Source organism: Gilliamella sp. B3127, from assembly GCF_026536935.1.
GTDB classification, from domain to species: Bacteria; Pseudomonadota; Gammaproteobacteria; order Enterobacterales; family Orbaceae; genus Gilliamella; species Gilliamella apicola_E.
The window spans coordinates 413,317-433,151 of the sequence record NZ_JAFNNI010000002.1 but is presented as its reverse complement, the minus strand read 5'-3'; the positions used below and the strand labels follow the sequence as shown (position 1 = coordinate 433,151).

Below are 19,835 nucleotides of genomic sequence, written 5' to 3'. Positions count from 1 at the left end.
AACTTTTTTACTAAAAAGGTGTACAATATTGCGCCTAAAGAATCTGTCTCCTAACTGGGATTTTAATTGTGATTGAAAATTTAAGAAATATAGCCATTATTGCTCACGTTGACCATGGTAAAACAACCTTGGTTGATAAACTATTAAAACAATCAGGCACGCTTGATAATTTGCGTGGTGATGACAATGAAAGAATAATGGACTCAAATGCGCTTGAAAAAGAGCGTGGTATTACTATTTTAGCTAAAAATACGGCTATCGATTGGAATGGTTACCGAATTAATATCGTTGATACTCCAGGCCATGCCGATTTTGGTGGTGAAGTTGAACGTGTAATGTCAATGGTTGACTCTGTACTACTGCTTGTTGATGCAATGGACGGACCAATGCCACAAACACGTTTTGTGACTCAAAAAGCATTCGCTCATGGTTTAAAACCAATTGTGGTTATTAATAAAGTTGACCGTCCGGGTGCGCGCCCAGATTGGGTTGTGGATCAAGTATTCGACTTATTCGTTAACCTTGGTGCAACTGATGAACAACTTGATTTCCCAATCGTTTATGCATCAGCTTTAATGGGGATTGCAGGTCTTGATCATGAAGATATGGCACAAGACATGACACCACTATTTGAAGCAATTGTTGAACATGTAGAACCACCTAAAGTTGATTTAGATGGTCCATTCCAAATGCAAATTTCTCAACTTGATTACAACAATTATGTTGGTGTTATTGGGATTGGTCGTATTAAACGCGGTCGCGTTAAACCAAATCAACAAGTTACTATTGTCGATAGCGAAGGTAACAAACGTACTGGTAAAGTTGGACAAGTATTAGGTCACCTAGGCTTACAACGTTATGAAGCTGAAGTTGCAGAAGCAGGGGATATCATTGCTATCACTGGATTAGGTGAACTTGGTATTTCTGACACAATTTGTGATAACAGCTGTGTTGAAGCTCTGCCAGCACTAAGTGTTGATGAACCAACCGTTACCATGTTCTTTAATGTAAATAGTTCACCATTTGCAGGTAAAGAAGGTAAATATGTAACTTCTCGTCAAATTCTTGAACGTTTAAATAAAGAACTTGTACATAACGTGGCTCTTCGTGTTGAAGAAACCCCAGATCCAGATGCATTCAAAGTTTCTGGTCGTGGTGAATTGCACTTATCTGTTCTTATTGAAAATATGCGTCGTGAAGGTTATGAACTTGGGGTATCTCGTCCTAAAGTTATTTACAGAGAAATCGATGGCAAAAAACAAGAGCCTTTCGAACAAGTTACCTTAGATATCGAAGAGCAACACCAAGGTTCAGTGATGGAAGCCTTAGGTTTACGTAAAGGTGATTTGACCAATATGTTACCTGATGGTAAAGGACGTGTACGTCTAGATTATGTGATTCCTAGCCGTGGTCTTATTGGATTTAGAACTGAATTTATGACCATGACATCAGGTACTGGTTTACTTTACTCAACATTTAGCCATTACGATGATGTGCGTCCGGGTGAAATCGGCCAACGTAATAATGGGGTAATGATTTCAAACGGTACTGGTAAAGCTTTGGCTTATGCGCTTTATAGCTTGCAAGATCGTGGTAAATTATTCCTTGGTCATGGTGCTGAAGTTTATGAAGGGCAAATTATTGGTATCCATACTCGCTCAAATGATTTAACCGTTAACTGCTTAACGGGTAAAAAATTAACTAACATGCGAGCATCAGGTACTGATGAAGCGACTACCTTATCACCACCAGTAAAAATGTCGTTAGAACAAGCGTTAGAATTTATTGATGATGATGAATTAGTTGAAGTAACACCATTATCTGTTCGTCTACGTAAACGTCATCTAACTGAAAACGATCGTAAACGTGCATTTAGAAGTAATAAAGAATAATGTGAATTATGATTTTAATAATCAAACAACAAAACCTCGCTAATTAGCGAGGTTTTTTTTAGCTCTAACGCGAGCAATAGCATCGGCAATCGATTGTTTACGATCTTTCTGAGTAGTCGCATTGCTTGCAGGCATCGACCTAGGAAATAAAATAGTGGGCGGAACTAACTGATTACGACCTAAGCGTTGTTGTTTCTTTTCAGTTAACTGCAACTCTTCTTGCTCACTTAATTCAACGCCAAGAGTACTTAAGGTAATACAGTCAGTTGGACAGGTATTAATACAATTACTACACGCAGTGCAAAATTGCGGTAATACCGTATGTAACACCTGTTTACTACCAACAATAGCATCAGTAGGGCAAACACGGATACATTTACCACAACCAATACAATTTTCTTCATCAATAAAGGCTTTATATTGCATAATTAAATTTAAATTAACTTAAACCAACAATATTACCATCTTTGTCAATATCAATGTGTCGATAAGCTGGATTCGTGCCAAGCCCCGGCATGGTCATCACATTACCGGCATAAACTCGAATAAAACCAGCACCGGCTGAAATGGCTAAATGGCTGATATCAACATCAAAGTCAGTTGGTACATTCTTTAAATTAGCATCAGCGCTAATCGACATCGGCGTCTTGGCAATACAAAGTGGTAAGTGATCAAGTTTTAACGCTTCAATCTCTTTAATGTTCTTAAGAGCGGTTTCTGACAAGTTCGCTTTATTGGCACCGTACTTTTTAACCATAGTTTGGATTTTATCCATCAATGGCATACTGTCAGGATAAGGTAATTTGATTTCACTTGGCATATCACATGCCTCAATAACATGTTTAGCAAGTTTTTCAGCACCTTTACCACCTTGAGTGAACACTTCGCTTACTTCGCAAGCAAAAGCACCATGTTCAACGGCATATTTTTGTAAAAACGCCAACTCTTCTTCGCTATCATGTGGGAATCGATTAATCGCGACAATCACTTGTAAACCATAGCTCTTGGCATTCTTAATATGCCAAGCTAAATTGGCTGCACCAATTTCAAGTAACTCCACATTTGATTCTGAAATCTCTTTAGGGATAGCTTGTCCTGGTTTGATATTATATTTACCACTATTGGATTTTAAGCTACGAACCGTTGCCACTAAAACCACGCAAGAAGCCTTAATACCAGCTTGACGATATTTAATATTAAAGAATTTCTCCATACCCATGTCAGAACCAAAACCTGCTTCGGTTATCACATAATCGGCTAAATTCATTGCAATGCGATCAGCGATAACTGATGAATTACCATGAGCAATATTAGCAAATGGTCCAGCATGGATTAGTACAGGCGTATTCTCAACAGTTTGCATCAAGTTAGGATTAATCGCATTTTTAAGAAGTACTGTCATCGCGCCTGCAACTTCGAGCTGTTCAGCTGTGATTGGATCGCCTTGCGTATTATAGGCCAAAATAATACGACCAATACGCGCACGCATATCATGTAAATCAGAAGCCAAAGCCAAAATTGCCATTAGCTCAGACGCTGCCGTAATCTCAAAACCGTCACGGCGTTCAACACCATTCACACCGCCACCAACACCGACAGTGATATTACGCAGAGCGCGATCATTGTGATCGATAACCCGTTTCCATACAATGCGATTAACATCAATATTTAAACGAGATAAACCGGTTTGAGCGGTAAACTCATCGCCAAGACGATCTTCATGATAAAGACGAGAATCCAACGCGGCAGATGCTAAATCATGTGCTGCCGTTATTGCATGAATATCACCAGTAAGATGAAGATTTAGCGTCTCCATCGGCAAAACTTCTGCTTGCCCACCACCGGCTGCACCGCCTTTTACGCCAAAAACAGGTCCTAAGCTTGGTTGACGAATACAAGCGATAGCTGATTTACCTAAATAATTAAGGCCTTCACTTAGACCAATGGTATTGACGGTTTTACCCTCACCTAATGGTGTTGGTGTAATAGCGGTAACTAAAACTAATTTACCATTAGCGCGATTTTCCTTCGCATTAAGGATTGATAAATCAATTTTGGCAACATATTTACCGTAAGGAAGCACGTATTGTTCAGGGATCTGACATTGTTTAGCGATTTCAGTTATTGGGCGTAGTGGCATTTTCATTCTCGTATAACAATAAATTAGGCTGTCAGTATAAAGAATTTAAAATGCCGAATAAAGCAACAATTTAATCTTTATTGATTTTCGGCACAATCTCTAATTATCTTGTTATAATAGCGAAAATTTTCAACTAAAGGATAATGATTAAATGAACTGGTTTTCGCAGTATTCTCTCTTCTTGGCTGAAACAGCAACGGTGGTTATTGCTATTTTAGCGGTATTAATTTTTATTTTAAGTCAACGCCGAAAATCATCAACAATTGCTGGACGTTTATCTGTCAAAGATATTAGCGAAGAATATGAACAAGTTAAAGATGACATGCTAACGTCGAGCATGGATGAAATCGAAGCTAAACAGTTTACAAAAGATCTCAAAAAACAAAAAAAACTTGAAAAGAAACAAGCTAAACAAGCGGCTAAAAAGAAAGATGATAATGCTAAATCATCAGATGCAAAGCCTAAATTATTTGTCTTATCGTTTAACGGCAGTATGGATGCACATGAAGTTGAAGAACTGCGTCAAGAAATCACCGCAGTCCTAGCTGTCATCAAACCTGAAGATCAAGTGGTCGTAAAACTTGAAAGCCCTGGTGGAGTAGTGCATGGATATGGTCTTGCTGCCTCCCAACTATTACGCTTTAGAACACGTAACATTCCATTTACGGCTGTGGTTGACAAAGTTGCAGCCAGTGGCGGTTATATGATGGCCTGTACTGCGAGCAAAATTGTCGCAGCGCCATTTGCAATTGTGGGTTCAATTGGTGTTGTTGCCCAAATTCCTAACTTCAACCGATTGCTAAAAAAACATGATGTCGATATTGAATTACAAACGGCAGGAGAATACAAACGAACCCTAACCATGTTTGGTGAAAACACGGACGAAGGTCGCCAAAAATTCAAACAAGAACTTGAACAAACGCATCTATTATTTAAAGACTTTGTAAAAGAATATCGACCAAATATCGATATAGATCAGGTTGCAACAGGCGAACACTGGTTTGCTACTCAAGCCAAAGAAATGGGGCTGGTTGACGAAATTAGCACCAGTGATGATTTTATCTTATCGCACCTAGAAACGCATAAAATCATTGCTGTTAACTATCAACGCAAACAAAAACTGTCCGAAAAACTCTCCAAAAATGTCGTGAAAGGCATGGAAAAGTTATTTTTTAGACAAGGAAACGGACTGTAAAAGGTTTAACCTAAAATCACTATTTTACATCTTTAAAACCCCGATTCCTCAAAAAAAGTTGAGGAGCGGGGTTTTTTAACCCTAAAATTTGATCTAAAAATCTCAAAATTACTAAAAAGTCTAATTTCTAATACAAAACAATTTATCTTAAAAATGTGATCCTTTAAGAATTGTAAATGAGCTGTTTTTGAATTAAACCGCATCTGCTCGGTTATTTTTGTTTTTTTAGATGTTTTTCTTTACAAAGATTAACGATCTAAAGTGAAAAATTGTTGCATCGTATTTTTTCAGTCACTATACTTTTACACCGTTTTATATAAGCGATCCAAATTTAAGTAAAAACATAAAGAGTAAATAAATCATAAATTTAGTTGACAGGATTAAGTAATATGCACTATAATTTTCAACAGGCAACAGGCAACAGGCAACTTGGCCAACCTATAAGTTAAATTCGTCAAAGTTAAGCTCTTATTTTTCATTTTCCACTAAAGTCTATTTTTTCACCAAGATCTATAAAATTACGCTAAATTTTGCGCGATCCTCACATAGATCAATATCATCCCGACAGATCCTATTACCTTTAGTACTTAGCATATTGTTAGCGTTATCATTTACTAGTACAGCGTTAACATCCACAACATCCAATTTTATTCACGGTGAAGTGCCTTATTTTACGTTTGACGGTGGTAATACACGAGTAACGGATACCGAAGGTTTGCTCGGGATCCATCTTTCTAATGGTCAACAATACTCGCCATCAAATAATAATTCTAGTGCAACCAATGCTATCGAATTACCAACTATTGATGAAAGTTTTGCTGATATTAGCATGTTGGTGCCAGTTGATAGTAATACCGTTGATTTAAACACCATTGTCGCTGCACCATATAATTATTGGGGCGATGATGATGGAGATAGTGAAGTCACTGCTACTGGCAGTATAAGCTTGTCTATTGTTGATAAAAACAATCAAACTGTATCACGAAATACTGTACCCATGTATTGTAAAGCGCCTTATAAAGCGACATTAACTAATACTGAAGGCACATTGACCACTCGTTATGGCGTTCCTAATAGCATTAAGTTCGGAGCAGGTAGTGTTACCTATTATTTTAAACCTAAAGAATCACCTGCGATTTGTTTTGCTAAACCAAATAATCTAGCGTATACCGCACCTCCCTATGTAGGTCCCGAAACTATCTGGAATTATGGTAAAGGCTTTCTAACTCAAACCGCGACGCCATCATCTTATGGTTTAAATTTCCCGACTACTGGCGCTAATGGTTTGTACTTTGATTTAGATATTAGCAATAATGATCAGGCATTAACGTGGGATCCGGTTTCTCATAGTGGAATTACTGCGACGATGACCAATTCAACAAATACTAGTGTCCGTGTTACATTAACTGGCCCTGCTGCAACCTTAGAACAATGGAATTCTAGTAATCCGGATAAAGTAGCTAAACCATCTTTACCCCAGACATTCGAGTTAGTCGGTCGTGACAGTAGTGGTAAGGCTGTCGTTAAATATGGATTTGAACTAAAGCAGTGGTTTGTCAATCGTGGGAACGTTATCGGAAATCACGACAACCAATTATCTTGGTGTACAAATATAGGTTATCACCTTCCTAATGTAAGGGATTTAACCAATGCGGTTTATCCATCAAATGACCAATTGATTACCGCTACACCACCATCACCGGGTAATCATTACCAACGTACCATTGGGGCAGGTCTTATTACCGAGTGGGGCTTTCTGTTATATTACGCGAATACTAACTTTAATTTGTATTATTGGACTAATGACTCGTACTCCCATGATGGTGGTTACACGTATTACTTTTACGCACACGCCGACCACGGACTTATTCATTGGGTAGATCCTGCAACCTTCTACAACGGGGTTTGTGTTTCAGATCTCACCCCTTAATTCTTATTTTTTGGGGGAGAGATAGTAAAATAGCTTATATTTTTCTAGTAATTTATGGTGTCGAAACTTAAACCATCCGCCTCAATTGGGGCGGTTTTTTTGAGTTTTTTATCGCAAAAAAAGTTGAGGAGCGGGGTTTTTGAGGTTCTCAATTTCACTTAAAAAATTATTAAAATATCAAAATCACTAAATTTCTAATCCAAGGCCCTAAAATAAAATTTTTGAGGATCAATCGCTCTAATTTTAAAGATTTGCAATTGCGATATATTTAATTAAAACAATAGTTAACCAATTATAAACCAGATCCTTTTTAGATCCTATTTACAAAAGTTAACGTAAATGAGCGAAAAAAAGTGTTGCATCGTGTTTTTCCAATCACTATACTTTTTACACGGTTTTAGCTACTAGGCTAAAATTTAGCAGAAACGTATAAAATTGTAAATTAATCAAAAAATTACTTGACAGGATTGTCACATATGCATTATAATTTTCAACAGGCAACAGGCAACAGGCAACCTGGCCAACCTATCTTTTAAATTCGTCTAAGTCCAACACCCAGTTTAAATTTTTCACTGAAGCTTATTTTTCTACTCAATCAAGTGAAATTCTGCGAAATTTCGTGCGATCGCTTCCGCGATCCTCTTCTCGATCTTTTTTCCGATCGTTTTCCGGATCCTGTTTCAGATCCTGTTTTCGATCTTTTTCCCAATTATCCCGGCAGATTGTTTTTTTCGTGGTCTTTTTCCTTCCTTTTTCGGGTCACGCATTGACATCACAGACAACTAGGAATGCGATACAGGGTAGTGCACCTTATCTGACTTTCGACGGTGGTCGTACTCGTGCGGTTGATGCTAACGGTCTGCTTGGGATTACTCTATCTAACGGAGCTAATTACACGCCTTCTACCAATTTATCATCTACAACCCCAATCGTCTTGCCGGTTGAGGGTCAGAGTTTTGCTGATATTCGTATGTTCGTTCCTACTGATACAAATTCAGTCGATTTAAGTACACTTATCGGTCCTCCTAATAATTATTGGGGTGATGATGATGGTGATTCTGGCGTTAGTGCTACTGGTCGTTTAAGTTTATCTATCGTCGATAAAAACAATCAGTCAGTATCACGTAATTCCGTGCTAACAATTTGTAACGCACCTTATAGGATTAAGTTATCTAGTACTGACGGTACATTATCAACTCGTTACGGATTTCCTAATCGTAGTACTTTCAGTGCCCGTAGCGAGACTTATTACGTCAATCCTAAGGCTTCGCCGGTGGTTTGTTTTGCTCGGCCTAACTTATTGTATGGTAAGCTTGGTGATTGGCCTTCTTACCCATCTTGGGATTTTGCTGGCCCATCTTCAATGTGGGACCCTGCTAAGGGTTTTCTCACTCAAGAAACAGACCCTCTCTATTACGGTCAAAACTTTCCTACAACTGGTGCTAATGGGCTGTACTTTGATTTACTCATTAGTGGTAGTAGTCAGCCATTGTCTTGGTCTCCTGTTTCTCAGGGTGGTATCACAGTCACAATGTCTAATCCTACTGCTACAAGCGTACGCGTTACTTTAACTGGTCCTCACGCTACCGAATCCCAGCATAATTCTAGAAATCCTGGTCCTATTTCTAAACCTACTTTGCCTCAGACCTTCGAGTTGGTCGGTCGTGATACTAATGGTACTCCAGTCGTCAAATATGGTTTTACTTTGAAGCAGTGGTTCGTGAACCGTGGTTCTAAGCGGGACTATTATTCTAGTACATTATCTTGGTGTAATAGTCTTGGTTATCGTCTTGTTAAGGTAAAGGATTTAACCAACGTATATTGTCCTAACAACGATTCTGACTGTAGTGGTTCAGTCGGCGCCACCCCTCCCTCACCTAGTAATCATTACCAACGTAGAATTGGTTCTGGCTTTTTCACTGAGTGGGGACGAATGTATGATTATTCAGGCGTTGGTTTCATCGAATGGCGCTACTGGACTAGTGACCCGATTGGTATTTCCCAGTTTATCGTGAACATAAGCAACGGTCGCGTGTCTCATGGCCACTTCTACAGTGGCTACGAAAGCGGCCTTTGCTCCCATCCTTAGTTTTTATTTCTTCGTCCTTAATCCTTAGGGCGGGGGCGGGGGTGATAAAAAATAGTATTAAGCAATTAAAAGTAAGCTGACTCAAGGAGTCAACGTCGTTTAGCCATAAAAAGCGATTTTGCGGCTAAGCGACGTTTAAATTACCCGCGGGTTTATTTTTGAGGTATTTTATCTCAAAAAAAGTTGAGGAACGGGTTTTTGAGGTTTTAAATTTTACTTAAAAAATTATTCAAATATCAAAATCACTAAATTTCTAATTCAAAGCCCTAAAATAAAATTTTTGAGGATCAATCGCTCTAATTTTAAAGATTTGTAATTGCAATATCTCTAATTAAAGCATTAATTAATCAATTATAATTTAGATTCTTTTTAGATCTAATTTACAAAAGTTAACATAATTGAGCGAAAAAAAGTGTTGCATCGTGTTTTTCCAATCACTATACTTTTTACACGGTTTTAGCTACTAGGCTAAAATTTAGCAGGAAAGTATAAAATTGTAAATTAATCAAAAAATTACTTGACAGGATTGTCGCATATGTTCTATAATTTTCAACAGGCAACAGGCAACAGGCAACTTGGCCAACCTATGTTTTAAATTCGTCTAAGTTCAGCACCCAGTTTAAATTTTTCACTGAAGCTTATTTTTCTACTCAATCAAGTGAAATTCTGAGAGTTTTCGCGCGGTCGCTTCCGCGATCCTCTTCTCGATCCTTTTTCCGATCGTTTTCCGGATCCTCTTTCAGATCCTGTTTTCGATCTTTTTCCCAATTATCCCGTCAGATTGTTTTTTTCGTGGCTATTTTCCTTCCTTTTTCCAGTCATGCATTGACATCACAGACAACTAGGAATGCGATACAGGGTAGTGTACCTTATCTGACTTTCGACGGTGGTCGTACTCGTGCAGTTGATGCTAACGGTCTGCTTGGGATTACACTATCTAACGGAACTAATTACACGCCTTCTACCAATTTATCATCTACAACCCCAATCGTCTTGCCGGTTGAGGGTCAGAGTTTTGCTGATATTCGTATGTTCGTTCCTACTGATACTAATTCAGTCGATTTAAGTACTCTTATCGGTCCTCCTAATAATTATTGGGGGGATGATGATGGTGATTCAGACGTTACTGCTACAGGTTCTTTAAGTTTATCTATCGTCGATAAAAACGGTCAAACGGTATCACGTAATTCCGTGTTAACAATTTGTAACGCACCTTATAGGATTAAGTTATCCAGTACTAACGGTACATTATCAACTCGTTATGGCGTTCCTAATCGTAGTGATTTCAGTGCCCGTAGTGAGACTTATTACGTCAATCCAAAGGCTTCGCCTGTGGTTTGTTTCGTCAGACCTAATTTAATGTATGGTAAGCTTGGTGATGATCCTTATGACCCATCTTGGGATTTTGCTGGCCCAGCTTCGATGTGGGACCCTGATAGGGGGTTTCTCACTCAAAAAACAGACCCTCTCTATTACGGTCAAAACTTTCCTACTACAGGTCTTAATGGATTGTACTTTGATTTAGATATTAGTGGTAGTAGTCAGCCATTGTCTTGGTCTCCAGTTTCTCGGGGTGGTATCACAGTCACAATGTCTAATCCTACTGCTACAAGCGTACGCGTTACTTTAACTGGTCCTTACGCTACTCTATCCCAGCATACTTCATCCAGTCCTAGTCCTATTTCTAAACCTACTTTGCCTCAGACCTTCGAGTTGGTCGGTCGTGATACTAATGGTACTCCAGTTGTTAAATATGGTTTTACTTTGAAGCAGTGGTTCGTGAACCGTGGTTCTAAGAGGGACACTTATTCTAATACATTATCTTGGTGTAATCGTATTGGTTATCGAATGCCTAGCGTAAGGGATTTAACCAACGCGGTTCGTACAGAATCTCCTGCTATCTCTGGCGCCACCCCTTCCTCACGGGATAATCATTATATGCGTCATATAGGTTCTGGTTTTTTCGCTGAGTGGGGTCGTATGTTTGATTATTCAACCATTGGCCTCACCAACTATTGGCTCTGGACTAGTGACCCGAATGGTAGTACCCAGTTTATCGTGTACACATACAACGGTATCGTGGGTTGGGCCTACGACAACGACTACAGCTACGGCCTTTGCTCCCATCCTTAGTTTTTATTTCTTCGTCCTTAATCCTTAGGCTGGGGGTGGGAGTGATAAAAAATAGTATTAGGTGATTAAAAGTAAGCTGACTCAAGGAGTCAACGTCGTTTAGCCATAAAAAAAAGCGATTTTGCGGCTAAGCGATGCTTCAATTACCCGCTTCGGCGGGTTTATTTTTGAGTTTTTTTATTGTAAAAAAAGTTGAGGAGCGGGGTTTTTGGGGTTTTAAATTTCACTTAAAAAGTTTTAAATGATCAAATTTACTAAATTTCGAATTCAAAGTCCTAAAATAAAATTTTCGAGGATCAATGACCATATTTTTAACTATTTGTAATTGCAATATATTTAATTAAAAAAAGTAATTAACCAATCATCAGTTAGATCCTTTTTTAGATCCTCTTTACGAAAGTTAACTGTACTGAGTGAAAAAAAAGTGTTGCATCGTGTTTTTCCAATCACTATACTTTTACACGGTTTTGGTTAAGCAGCTAAAACCTGACCTAGAAGTATAAAATCTTAAATAAATCAAAAAATTACTTGACAGGATTGTCGTATATGTTTTATAATTTTCAACAGGCAACAGGCAACAGGCAACTTGGCTAACCTCTAATTTAAATTCGTCTAAGTTAAACTTCCAACGTTCATTTTACACCGAGACTTATTTTTCCACGCAATTATGCAGAATTCTGCGAATTTTCGCGCGATCCTTTTTTCGATCCATTCATTCTTCCAGTTTAGTTCTGCGGATTATTTTAGGTTTATTCGTGTCGTTTTTGCTTTCTATTTCTTTTTCCGGTCAGGCATTAACTTCACAAACTACAAATAATCAGATTCAGGGTAGCGCGCCTTATTTAACTTTCGACGGTGGTCAGACTCGTGCCGTTAATACCGACAGTCTGCTCGGGATTACGTTATCTGATGGTACGCAATATACGCCATCAACCAATCCCTCTTCATCAACAACACCAATTGTGTTACCTGCCACAGGTCAGACTTTTGCTGATATTGGTATGTTGGTTCCTACAGATACTAATTCAGTTGCTTTAAGTACGCTTATTGGTCCACCTTATAACTATTGGGATGATGAAGACGGAGATGGTGATATTAGTGCTACTGGTAGTTTAAGCTTGTCTATCGTGGATAATAATAATCGACCTGTATCGCGTGATACTTTACTAACGAATTGTAATGCAGCTGCACCTTATCGAGTAACATTAACGAGTACTAATGGTACATTAACTACCCGTTACGGAGTTCCTAATAGTAGTAATTTCAATGCAAGTAATGTGACTTATTATGTTAAGCCTAAGCTTGGGCCGGTGGTTTGTTTTGCGAGGCCTAACTTAAAATATGGTAAACTTAACGAAGATGGTTTCTCTTACGATTTCCGTGGTCCTGCTACAATATGGGATGAAAATAAAGGTTTCCTCACACAATCAACTGCACCATCATCTTATGGTTTAAACTTCCCTACAACTGGCGGACATGGTTTGTACTTTGACTTGCTCATTGATGGTAATAATCAGGCCTTGTCTTGGGCACCTGTTTCACATAGTGGTATAACAGCTACTATGACTAACTCATCAAGTACGAGTGTACGGGTTACATTGACAGGTCCTGTTGCGACAGAATCTCAATGGCGTTCGAGTAATCCGGGTATTATACCTAAACCAACTTTGCCTCAGACCTTCGAGTTAGTTGGTCGTGACAGTCATGGTAAAGAAGTTGCCAAGTATGGTTTTGTCTTAAAACAGTGGTTTGTCAATCGTGGTCCTTACAATTCTTCTTATACAATATCTTGGTGCAGTAACATAGGTTATTTTCTTCCTAAACATCATAACGAATTAACTAATGCTACACGAATAACTGCAAGTACTCCTAGTTCGTCACCAGATAATCATTACCAACGTAGAATTGGTGATGGATTTTTTGCAGAATGGGGCAAAATGCCTGACTACTCTGGAGCTAACTTCAGCGGTGATCCTTATCCGCTTGGACCTCATGATAGTTCCTATCATTATTACATTAACCCGTACGATGGTTCTCAAGGTTGGTTAAATGTTCAGCTTCCTGATAGACTTTGTGTTTCAGACTTATTACAGCCATGATGATTATTACCAATCTAGGTTTGGCGATGGGATCTTTGTGAATTAGGGATATATGGTCTTACTATTCTAAGGTTAACTTTATTTAAAGTTAACCGATTGTATCCTATACTTGTTTTTACTACTTTTAATTGATGTGAATATTTTCGAGACGCTATAAGATATAAGCCGAATACCCCTCTTTTCATCCCCTAAAACATTAAGTAACCCTTTTTTTAAAGTTCCAAAAAGCAATCTCCATTTTAAGTTATACAACTCTATGTTATCCTTAACGCAACATTCGATCACAGGACGTTCTATATGATAAAAGATCCATTTTATGATCGTGAGGCGAAAAAGTATGAATCGCCGATCGCCAGTCGTGAACTGATTTTGGATTATCTTACCAAAGAAGCAAAACCAGCCAGTTTAGAAAAAATAGCTAAAGCCGTATCAATCAAATCTGACGAACAAAAAGAGGCTTTACATCGCCGATTGCGAGCGATGGAACGTGATGGTCAGGTGGTTTACACGCGTCGTAAATGTTATGCCTTACCTGAAAAATTCGATATGGTTAAGGGTAGTGTTATTGCACATCGTGATGGTTATGGCTTTTTACGGGTTGAAGGTAAGCCGGAAGACTATTTTTTGTCACACGAGCAGATGAAAAAGGTTTTACAAGGCGATGTTATTTTGGCTCAGCCAATCGGTAGTCAATACCGTGGTAAGACTGAAGCGCGAGTGGTGCGGATTTTAGAGCCGCGTACTAATCTGATTGTTGGTCGTTATTTTATTGAGCAAGGCGTTGGTTTTGTGGTGCCGGATGATAGCCGTTTGAATTTTGATATTTTAATCGCTGGCAAGCCAAATCGAACGGTTAGAATGGGCTCAGTTGTTGTGGTTGAATTGCAGCAAAGACCTGAACGACGCCAAAAAGCGGTCGGTGTGATTAAGGAAGTGCTTGGCGAAATAATGGGCACGAATTTAGCCATCGATATTTCATTACGTAATCATGAGATCCCTTATGAATTTCCAAAAGCGGTTGAAAACGCGGCTAACAAGTTTAGTGAGCAAGTGCCTGAAAGCGCTAAAAAAGGCCGTAAGGATCTACGTGATTTGCCGTTAGTAACCATTGATGGTGAAGATGCACGAGATTTTGATGATGCGGTCTATTGTCAAAAGAATCGTGGTGGTGGTTATCGTTTGTGGGTGGCGATTGCTGATGTGAGCTATTATGTGCGAACCGGTAAGGCGCTTGATAAAGAAGCTTGTTTGCGTGGGACTTCAGTCTATTTTCCGTCGCGCGTGGTTCCGATGTTGCCGGAAGTTTTATCCAATGGCCTTTGTTCGCTCAATCCACAAGTTGATCGCTTGTGTTTAGTGTGCGAAATGACCGTGTCGAATAAGGGGCGTTTGACCGGTTATCAATTTTATGAAGCGGTGATGAATTCACACGCGCGTTTAACTTATACCAAGGTAGCTAAGATTTTGGAAGGTGATAAGGATTTGCGTGAGCATTATCGTGAGTTGGTTCCTCACCTTGAGAATCTTTATGGTCTTTATAAGGTGCTTAATAGTGCTCGAATTGCCCGTGGCGCAATCGGGTTTGAGTCGGAAGAGCCTAAATTCATCTTCAATGCTGATAAACGTATTGAGAGCATTGAGTTAGTTCAGCGAAATGAAGCGCATAAGATCATTGAGGAGTGTATGATTTTGGCCAATGTTGCCGCAGCAAAATTGGTGATTGATGCTGAGATTCCGTCGCTATTTCGTGTGCATGATAAACCGGATGAAGATCGCATAAATAATTTACGTAGTATTTTAAGTGAACTTGGTTTGTCTCTCGGTAAGGGTACCAGTCCAAAAGATATCGCTAAGTTGATGGTTGAGGTTGAAGCAAGACCTGATCATGAGATGTTGCAAACGGTCATTTTGCGCTCAATGAAGCAAGCAATTTACGATCCTGAAAATCGTGGGCACTTTGGGTTAGCACTTGAGGAGTATGCGCACTTTACATCGCCAATTCGTCGTTATCCTGATCTGTTATTGCATCGTGCGATTAAATGGGTTATTGCTGATCAGCAACATAGTAAACAACATGATAAAACCGGCGGGCACCGTTATACGACTAGCGAGATGCTCTATTTTGGTGAACACTGCTCAATGACCGAACGCCGAGCGGACGAAGCGGTTCGTGATGTCGTTGATTGGTTGAAATGTGATTATATGCAAGATCATGTCGGCGAGGTATTCAATGGCACTATTTCGAGCGTTGTTAATTTCGGCTTTTTTGTGCGATTAGATGATCTATTTATTGATGGTTTAGTGCACGTTTCTTCACTCGAGAATGATTATTATATTTTTGATGCATCACGTAATCGTTTAATTGGTGAAAATACCCGTTTTATTTATCGTTTAGGTGACAAAGTTCAAGTAACAGTCGTTAATGTTAATCCTGACGAGCGTAAAATTGATTTTTCATTGGTTGGCAGTAATAATAAGCCACAACGCCAAGGTAAGACAGCCAAAGATAAGGCGAAGAAAGTCGATAGTGATGCTAAACTGCCAGTTAAGCGCAAAAATAAAAGCCAAGCTAATAGTAAAAAAACGGGTGCAAAGGTTGTCGCAAAGAGTAAAAAACGCAGTAAGCCAAAAACAGCTGCTAAAAAAACGTCTAAATCAGCATCGACCTCAAGCAATCAGAGAAAAAAGAGTAAAAAATAGATGAGTGAAACAGTTTACGGTATCCACGCGATTGAAGCTTTGTTAGCGCGTGCACCAGAAAGAATTATTGAAGTTTTTATCGTTAAAGGCCGAGAAGATAAGCGCCTTAATGCCCTTGTTCGTGAGTTGGAGCAGTTGGGTTTAGCCGTAAAAGTGACCAATAGGCAGTATTTAGATGAAAAAACGAAAAATGGCGTTCATCAAGGTATTTTGGCGATGGTTAAACCAAGCCGTGGTTATCAGGAAAATGATATTCCATTATTAATGGAGCAAAATTCCAATCCGATTATTTTAATTTTAGATGGTGTGACTGATCCACATAATTTAGGTGCTTGTATTCGTACTGCTGATGCCGCTGGTGTGAGCTTTATTGTTGTACCTAAAGATCGTTCTGCACCACTTAATTCAACCGCTCAGAAAGTTGCATGTGGCGCGGCTGAAAGCGTGCCAGTGGTTAGAGTCACTAATCTGGCGCGTACTATGCGTATGTTACAAGATGAATATCAAGTTTGGATAGTGGGTACCGCCGGTGAAGCAACCAGCACACTTTACCAAACAGACTTTTATAAAAATTCAACAGCATTGGCTTTAGTGATGGGGGCAGAAGGTGAGGGGATGCGTCGATTAACCAAAGAGCATTGTGATGAGTTAGTCAGTATACCGATGGCTGGTATTGTTTCTTCGCTTAATGTGTCTGTTGCTACCGGCGTTTGCTTATTTGAGATTGTTAGACAAAAAAATAAATAGTTAGAGTTATAGTATGTTAGGATTTTTGAAAAAGCTTTTATCAGGGAATAAAGAAAAAAATGCTCCGGCGCTGTCTGAGCGAGATTTGAATGGTCGTAATCGTGTCGGATATCCGACAATGCAATTATCGCGTGAGATTGATAATTTAGTTAAATTGAAATACCGTCCTCTTAAACGTGTAATTAAGGTGTATAGAGACACGCTGTTTTTTAAATGGGGTCCTGCAGTTATCAATAATACTTTATCAGATGAGCAGTTGGCTAATTTGTCCGGACGGAATGTTCAGATGGTTTATTTATTGCTGTTTCGTGATATGTTAAGACATATTTCAGGTTTAGCTAAATTTAAGCATTTTGCCGAAGATTGGCCGGAACAATTTGCGAATGAGTTATTAGATAATTGCAAAATGTTAGGCGATAGTGATGATGTTGATGTCGCTAAAAAAGAAGCGTTATTTGCTAACACTGAGCTTTATAATGTTGATAATCCCATCGATCCTAAACACCCAGAAAATACGCAAATCCCTGATTGGACAGCGCCATTAGCGGAATTAATTATGCTGCCACCGGATATGATTTATAAGTGTCATCGTCCTTTAATGGCTGCAATTGACCGTCGCAAAAAGCGCTAACTTTAACGATTGATTGAGTTGAAGCTGTAATATCGATTCACTCAATCAATTTTGTTAACTAATTTACTTCCTTCCTTAAATAGCACTATTTATTACCAACAATTTTGCAATTTATCTTTGCAAAAATACCCACTAGGTAAGCAAATTCATCTCACTTATACTTAAATTAAGAAGTAAATAGGTGAGAAGTTTATGCGAAGTAGAACCATTGAATTATGTAAAAAATTCATTTCAGTCGACTATCCATTAACTATTGAAATGCTTACAGAAGAGTTTCAAATTAGTGCTCGAACTATTCGTAATGAAATTCAAGAAATTAATGAGTTTTTATCTAAAAGACATTTCACTTTAATTACTACTGTGCGTAGTAAAGGGTTTATCATCAATGCTGATCAAGAGCAGAAACAGCTGATTCACGATGCGTTACTGGGTGTGCCATCCTCTACCGTTTTAAGCAAAGATGAGCGACAGTTTGATTTGTTATTGTCGATTGCTTTTGCTAAAACGCCTGTTATTTTAAGCCATAAAGAAGCGGTCTATTTCGTTTCAAAAAGTGTATTAGATGAAGATATTCGTAAAATCAAAGTACGATTAAAAAAATATGATATTGAATTAATTAGCCAACCGAAGCAAGGGATGCAATTTGTTGGATTAGAGCGCTCGATTCGCTTAATGATGTATGAAGCTATTAACCAATTTGCCGGCAATTTAGAACTAGATAAGCCTTTACCTGAATTAAGCTCAATACAGCAACATTTGTTTAATTATATTCCTCAATCACTGATTGATAACTTATTGCAGTTAGCGCATCAAACTATCAGTCAGATACATGATGAAATTTATGTCCAACAAATTGTGATTTTTACTGCTATTTGGCTTGTTCGTAATCAGCATCAACATCATCTGACAATGGTCAGGACTGACTTTAACAATAATGAACAAGGACAAATAGCGAACTTTATTCAGTTGGTGTGCCAGCACTTTGCGTTACAGGTAAATTGGCAAGAACGCCAATATATCATTTACATGCTAGAGGCATTTAATACTAAGGATATCAATAATTATGTCGAATGGCTTAATGCGCAGTTATTAGCCATTAAATTAGTTAATTATGTGGAAGAAAAAACGCTAATCCCGTTTTCAACTAAACAAGAACAGTTATATGAAAACCTTTGTAAGCACTTAGCCGGGCTGATTGCCAGAGTGAGTAATAATATTCATATTATTAATCCATTGCTCGATAGTATTAAACAAAATTACGGTGAAATTCATGCTGCGATTACCACTTTTATGCATGAACTTGAAACAAAACTTAGCCATAAGATTTCCGATGATGAAATTGCTTTTTTGACAATTCATTTTTCAACTTTTGCCAGTGCCATTAACCAAGATCGTAGTTACTATTTTAAAGCAGTGGTGTTGTGTTGTCATGGTATAGCAACTTCTAATCTGCTGGCACAGACACTTAAAGAGTTTTTTAGTATAGATGTATTAGCAATCTTAGGGCGTAACGATTTGAATTTGTTGGAGCAACTTGATTTTGATTTAATATTTTCTACCTTTCCTTTGCAACATTTTGCTCATCCAGTATTAGTTTTAGAACCCATATTAAAAGAAAAAAATCATCCTATCATTAAAGATTTTTTAACTAAACATCGTGCTAATCAACGTATCAATTACCTAACGGATGCAACGGATCTGTTCTATTCACTTGTTAATTTAATTAAAGAAAGTGGCGGTATTGTGTCCGAGCCTATCTATAACCAACTTGAAAAGTGTTTAGCTCTCAATAATCTTAAAATCAATAAAAGGAAAATCCAGCCTATGTTGAAAGATATTCTTACTAATGATGACATTTTATTACATCAAGACTGCCATGATTGGCGAAAGGCTATCCAAATTGCTGCTGAACCATTATTAAAAAAACAGTTTATTTTACCTTCTTACGTCGATGCCATGATCACATCGGTTGAACAATATGGTCCTTATATTGTGATTGGTAAAAATTTAGCTTTAGCGCATGCTCGACCTGAAGACGGAGTAAATCAATTAGGTTTGAGCGTAGTGACGATGGGCCGCCCAGTAGATTTTGGTAATGATGAAATGGGGCCAGTGAAAATTATATTTTGTTTAGCCGCTATCGATTCGTTTTCTCATCTCAACATTATGCGCAGTTTGATTGAATTAATTAATGATGAACAAAAACTGGAGCGTTTAACCAACTGTCATAGTGTAGCGCAATTTAAGTCAATTTTATTTAATTAGGCAAAATCGGATTA

General features: G+C 38.3%; 12 protein-coding genes. 10 read left to right on the top strand and 2 right to left on the bottom strand.

Annotation, left to right across the window (positions count from 1 at the left end):
• The first annotated feature begins 68 nt into the window (after positions 1-68).
• A complete protein-coding gene (typA, locus tag J3U00_RS05015; protein ID WP_065563548.1) occupies positions 69-1,892 on the top strand; it encodes a ribosome-dependent GTPase TypA in 1,824 nt (607 codons plus the stop codon).
• A gap of 39 nt (positions 1,893-1,931) precedes the next feature.
• Here the strand turns inward: typA and J3U00_RS05010 are convergent, their stop codons facing one another.
• Positions 1,932-2,318, bottom strand: a complete 387-nt coding sequence (locus tag J3U00_RS05010; RefSeq protein ID WP_267331759.1) for an RnfABCDGE type electron transport complex subunit B — start codon at positions 2,316-2,318, stop codon at positions 1,932-1,934.
• Between the two features lie 13 nt (positions 2,319-2,331).
• Complete coding sequence (locus tag J3U00_RS05005; protein WP_416379877.1) at positions 2,332-4,038, bottom strand: formate--tetrahydrofolate ligase; 1,707 nt, start codon at positions 4,036-4,038, stop codon at positions 2,332-2,334.
• 145 nt (positions 4,039-4,183) lie between these two features.
• On the opposite strand from J3U00_RS05005, the gene sohB reads away from it, so the two are divergent.
• From sohB to J3U00_RS04960, 9 genes are all read left to right on the top strand, one after another.
• A complete protein-coding gene (gene sohB, locus J3U00_RS05000; protein ID WP_065734628.1) occupies positions 4,184-5,227 on the top strand; it encodes a protease SohB in 1,044 nt (347 codons plus the stop codon).
• 595 nt (positions 5,228-5,822) lie between these two features.
• Positions 5,823-7,157, top strand: coding sequence for a hypothetical protein (locus J3U00_RS04995; RefSeq protein ID WP_267331757.1), 1,335 nt, complete (start codon positions 5,823-5,825; stop codon positions 7,155-7,157).
• A 766-nt stretch (positions 7,158-7,923) separates the two neighbouring features.
• Positions 7,924-9,246 (top strand): hypothetical protein, encoded by a 1,323-nt coding sequence (locus J3U00_RS04990; RefSeq protein WP_267331756.1) that lies wholly within the window; start codon positions 7,924-7,926, stop codon positions 9,244-9,246.
• Between the two features lie 792 nt (positions 9,247-10,038).
• A complete protein-coding gene (locus tag J3U00_RS04985) occupies positions 10,039-11,379 on the top strand; it encodes a hypothetical protein (protein WP_267331755.1) in 1,341 nt (446 codons plus the stop codon).
• A gap of 755 nt (positions 11,380-12,134) precedes the next feature.
• Positions 12,135-13,478 carry a hypothetical protein gene (locus J3U00_RS04980; RefSeq protein ID WP_267331754.1) on the top strand — a complete coding sequence of 448 codons (1,344 nt, stop codon included), beginning with the start codon at positions 12,135-12,137 and terminating at the stop codon, positions 13,476-13,478.
• 297 nt (positions 13,479-13,775) lie between these two features.
• Positions 13,776-16,178, top strand: a complete 2,403-nt coding sequence (rnr, locus tag J3U00_RS04975; RefSeq protein ID WP_267331753.1) for a ribonuclease R — start codon at positions 13,776-13,778, stop codon at positions 16,176-16,178.
• On the top strand, positions 16,179-16,925 hold the full coding sequence (rlmB, locus tag J3U00_RS04970) for a 23S rRNA (guanosine(2251)-2'-O)-methyltransferase RlmB (protein ID WP_065733738.1): 747 nt from the start codon (positions 16,179-16,181) through the stop codon (positions 16,923-16,925).
• Between the two features lie 13 nt (positions 16,926-16,938).
• Complete coding sequence (locus J3U00_RS04965; RefSeq protein ID WP_220225747.1) at positions 16,939-17,556, top strand: hypothetical protein; 618 nt, start codon at positions 16,939-16,941, stop codon at positions 17,554-17,556.
• Positions 17,557-17,748: 192 nt separating this feature from the next.
• Complete coding sequence (locus J3U00_RS04960) at positions 17,749-19,821, top strand: BglG family transcription antiterminator (RefSeq protein WP_267331752.1); 2,073 nt, start codon at positions 17,749-17,751, stop codon at positions 19,819-19,821.
• The last annotated feature ends 14 nt before the right edge of the window (positions 19,822-19,835 follow it).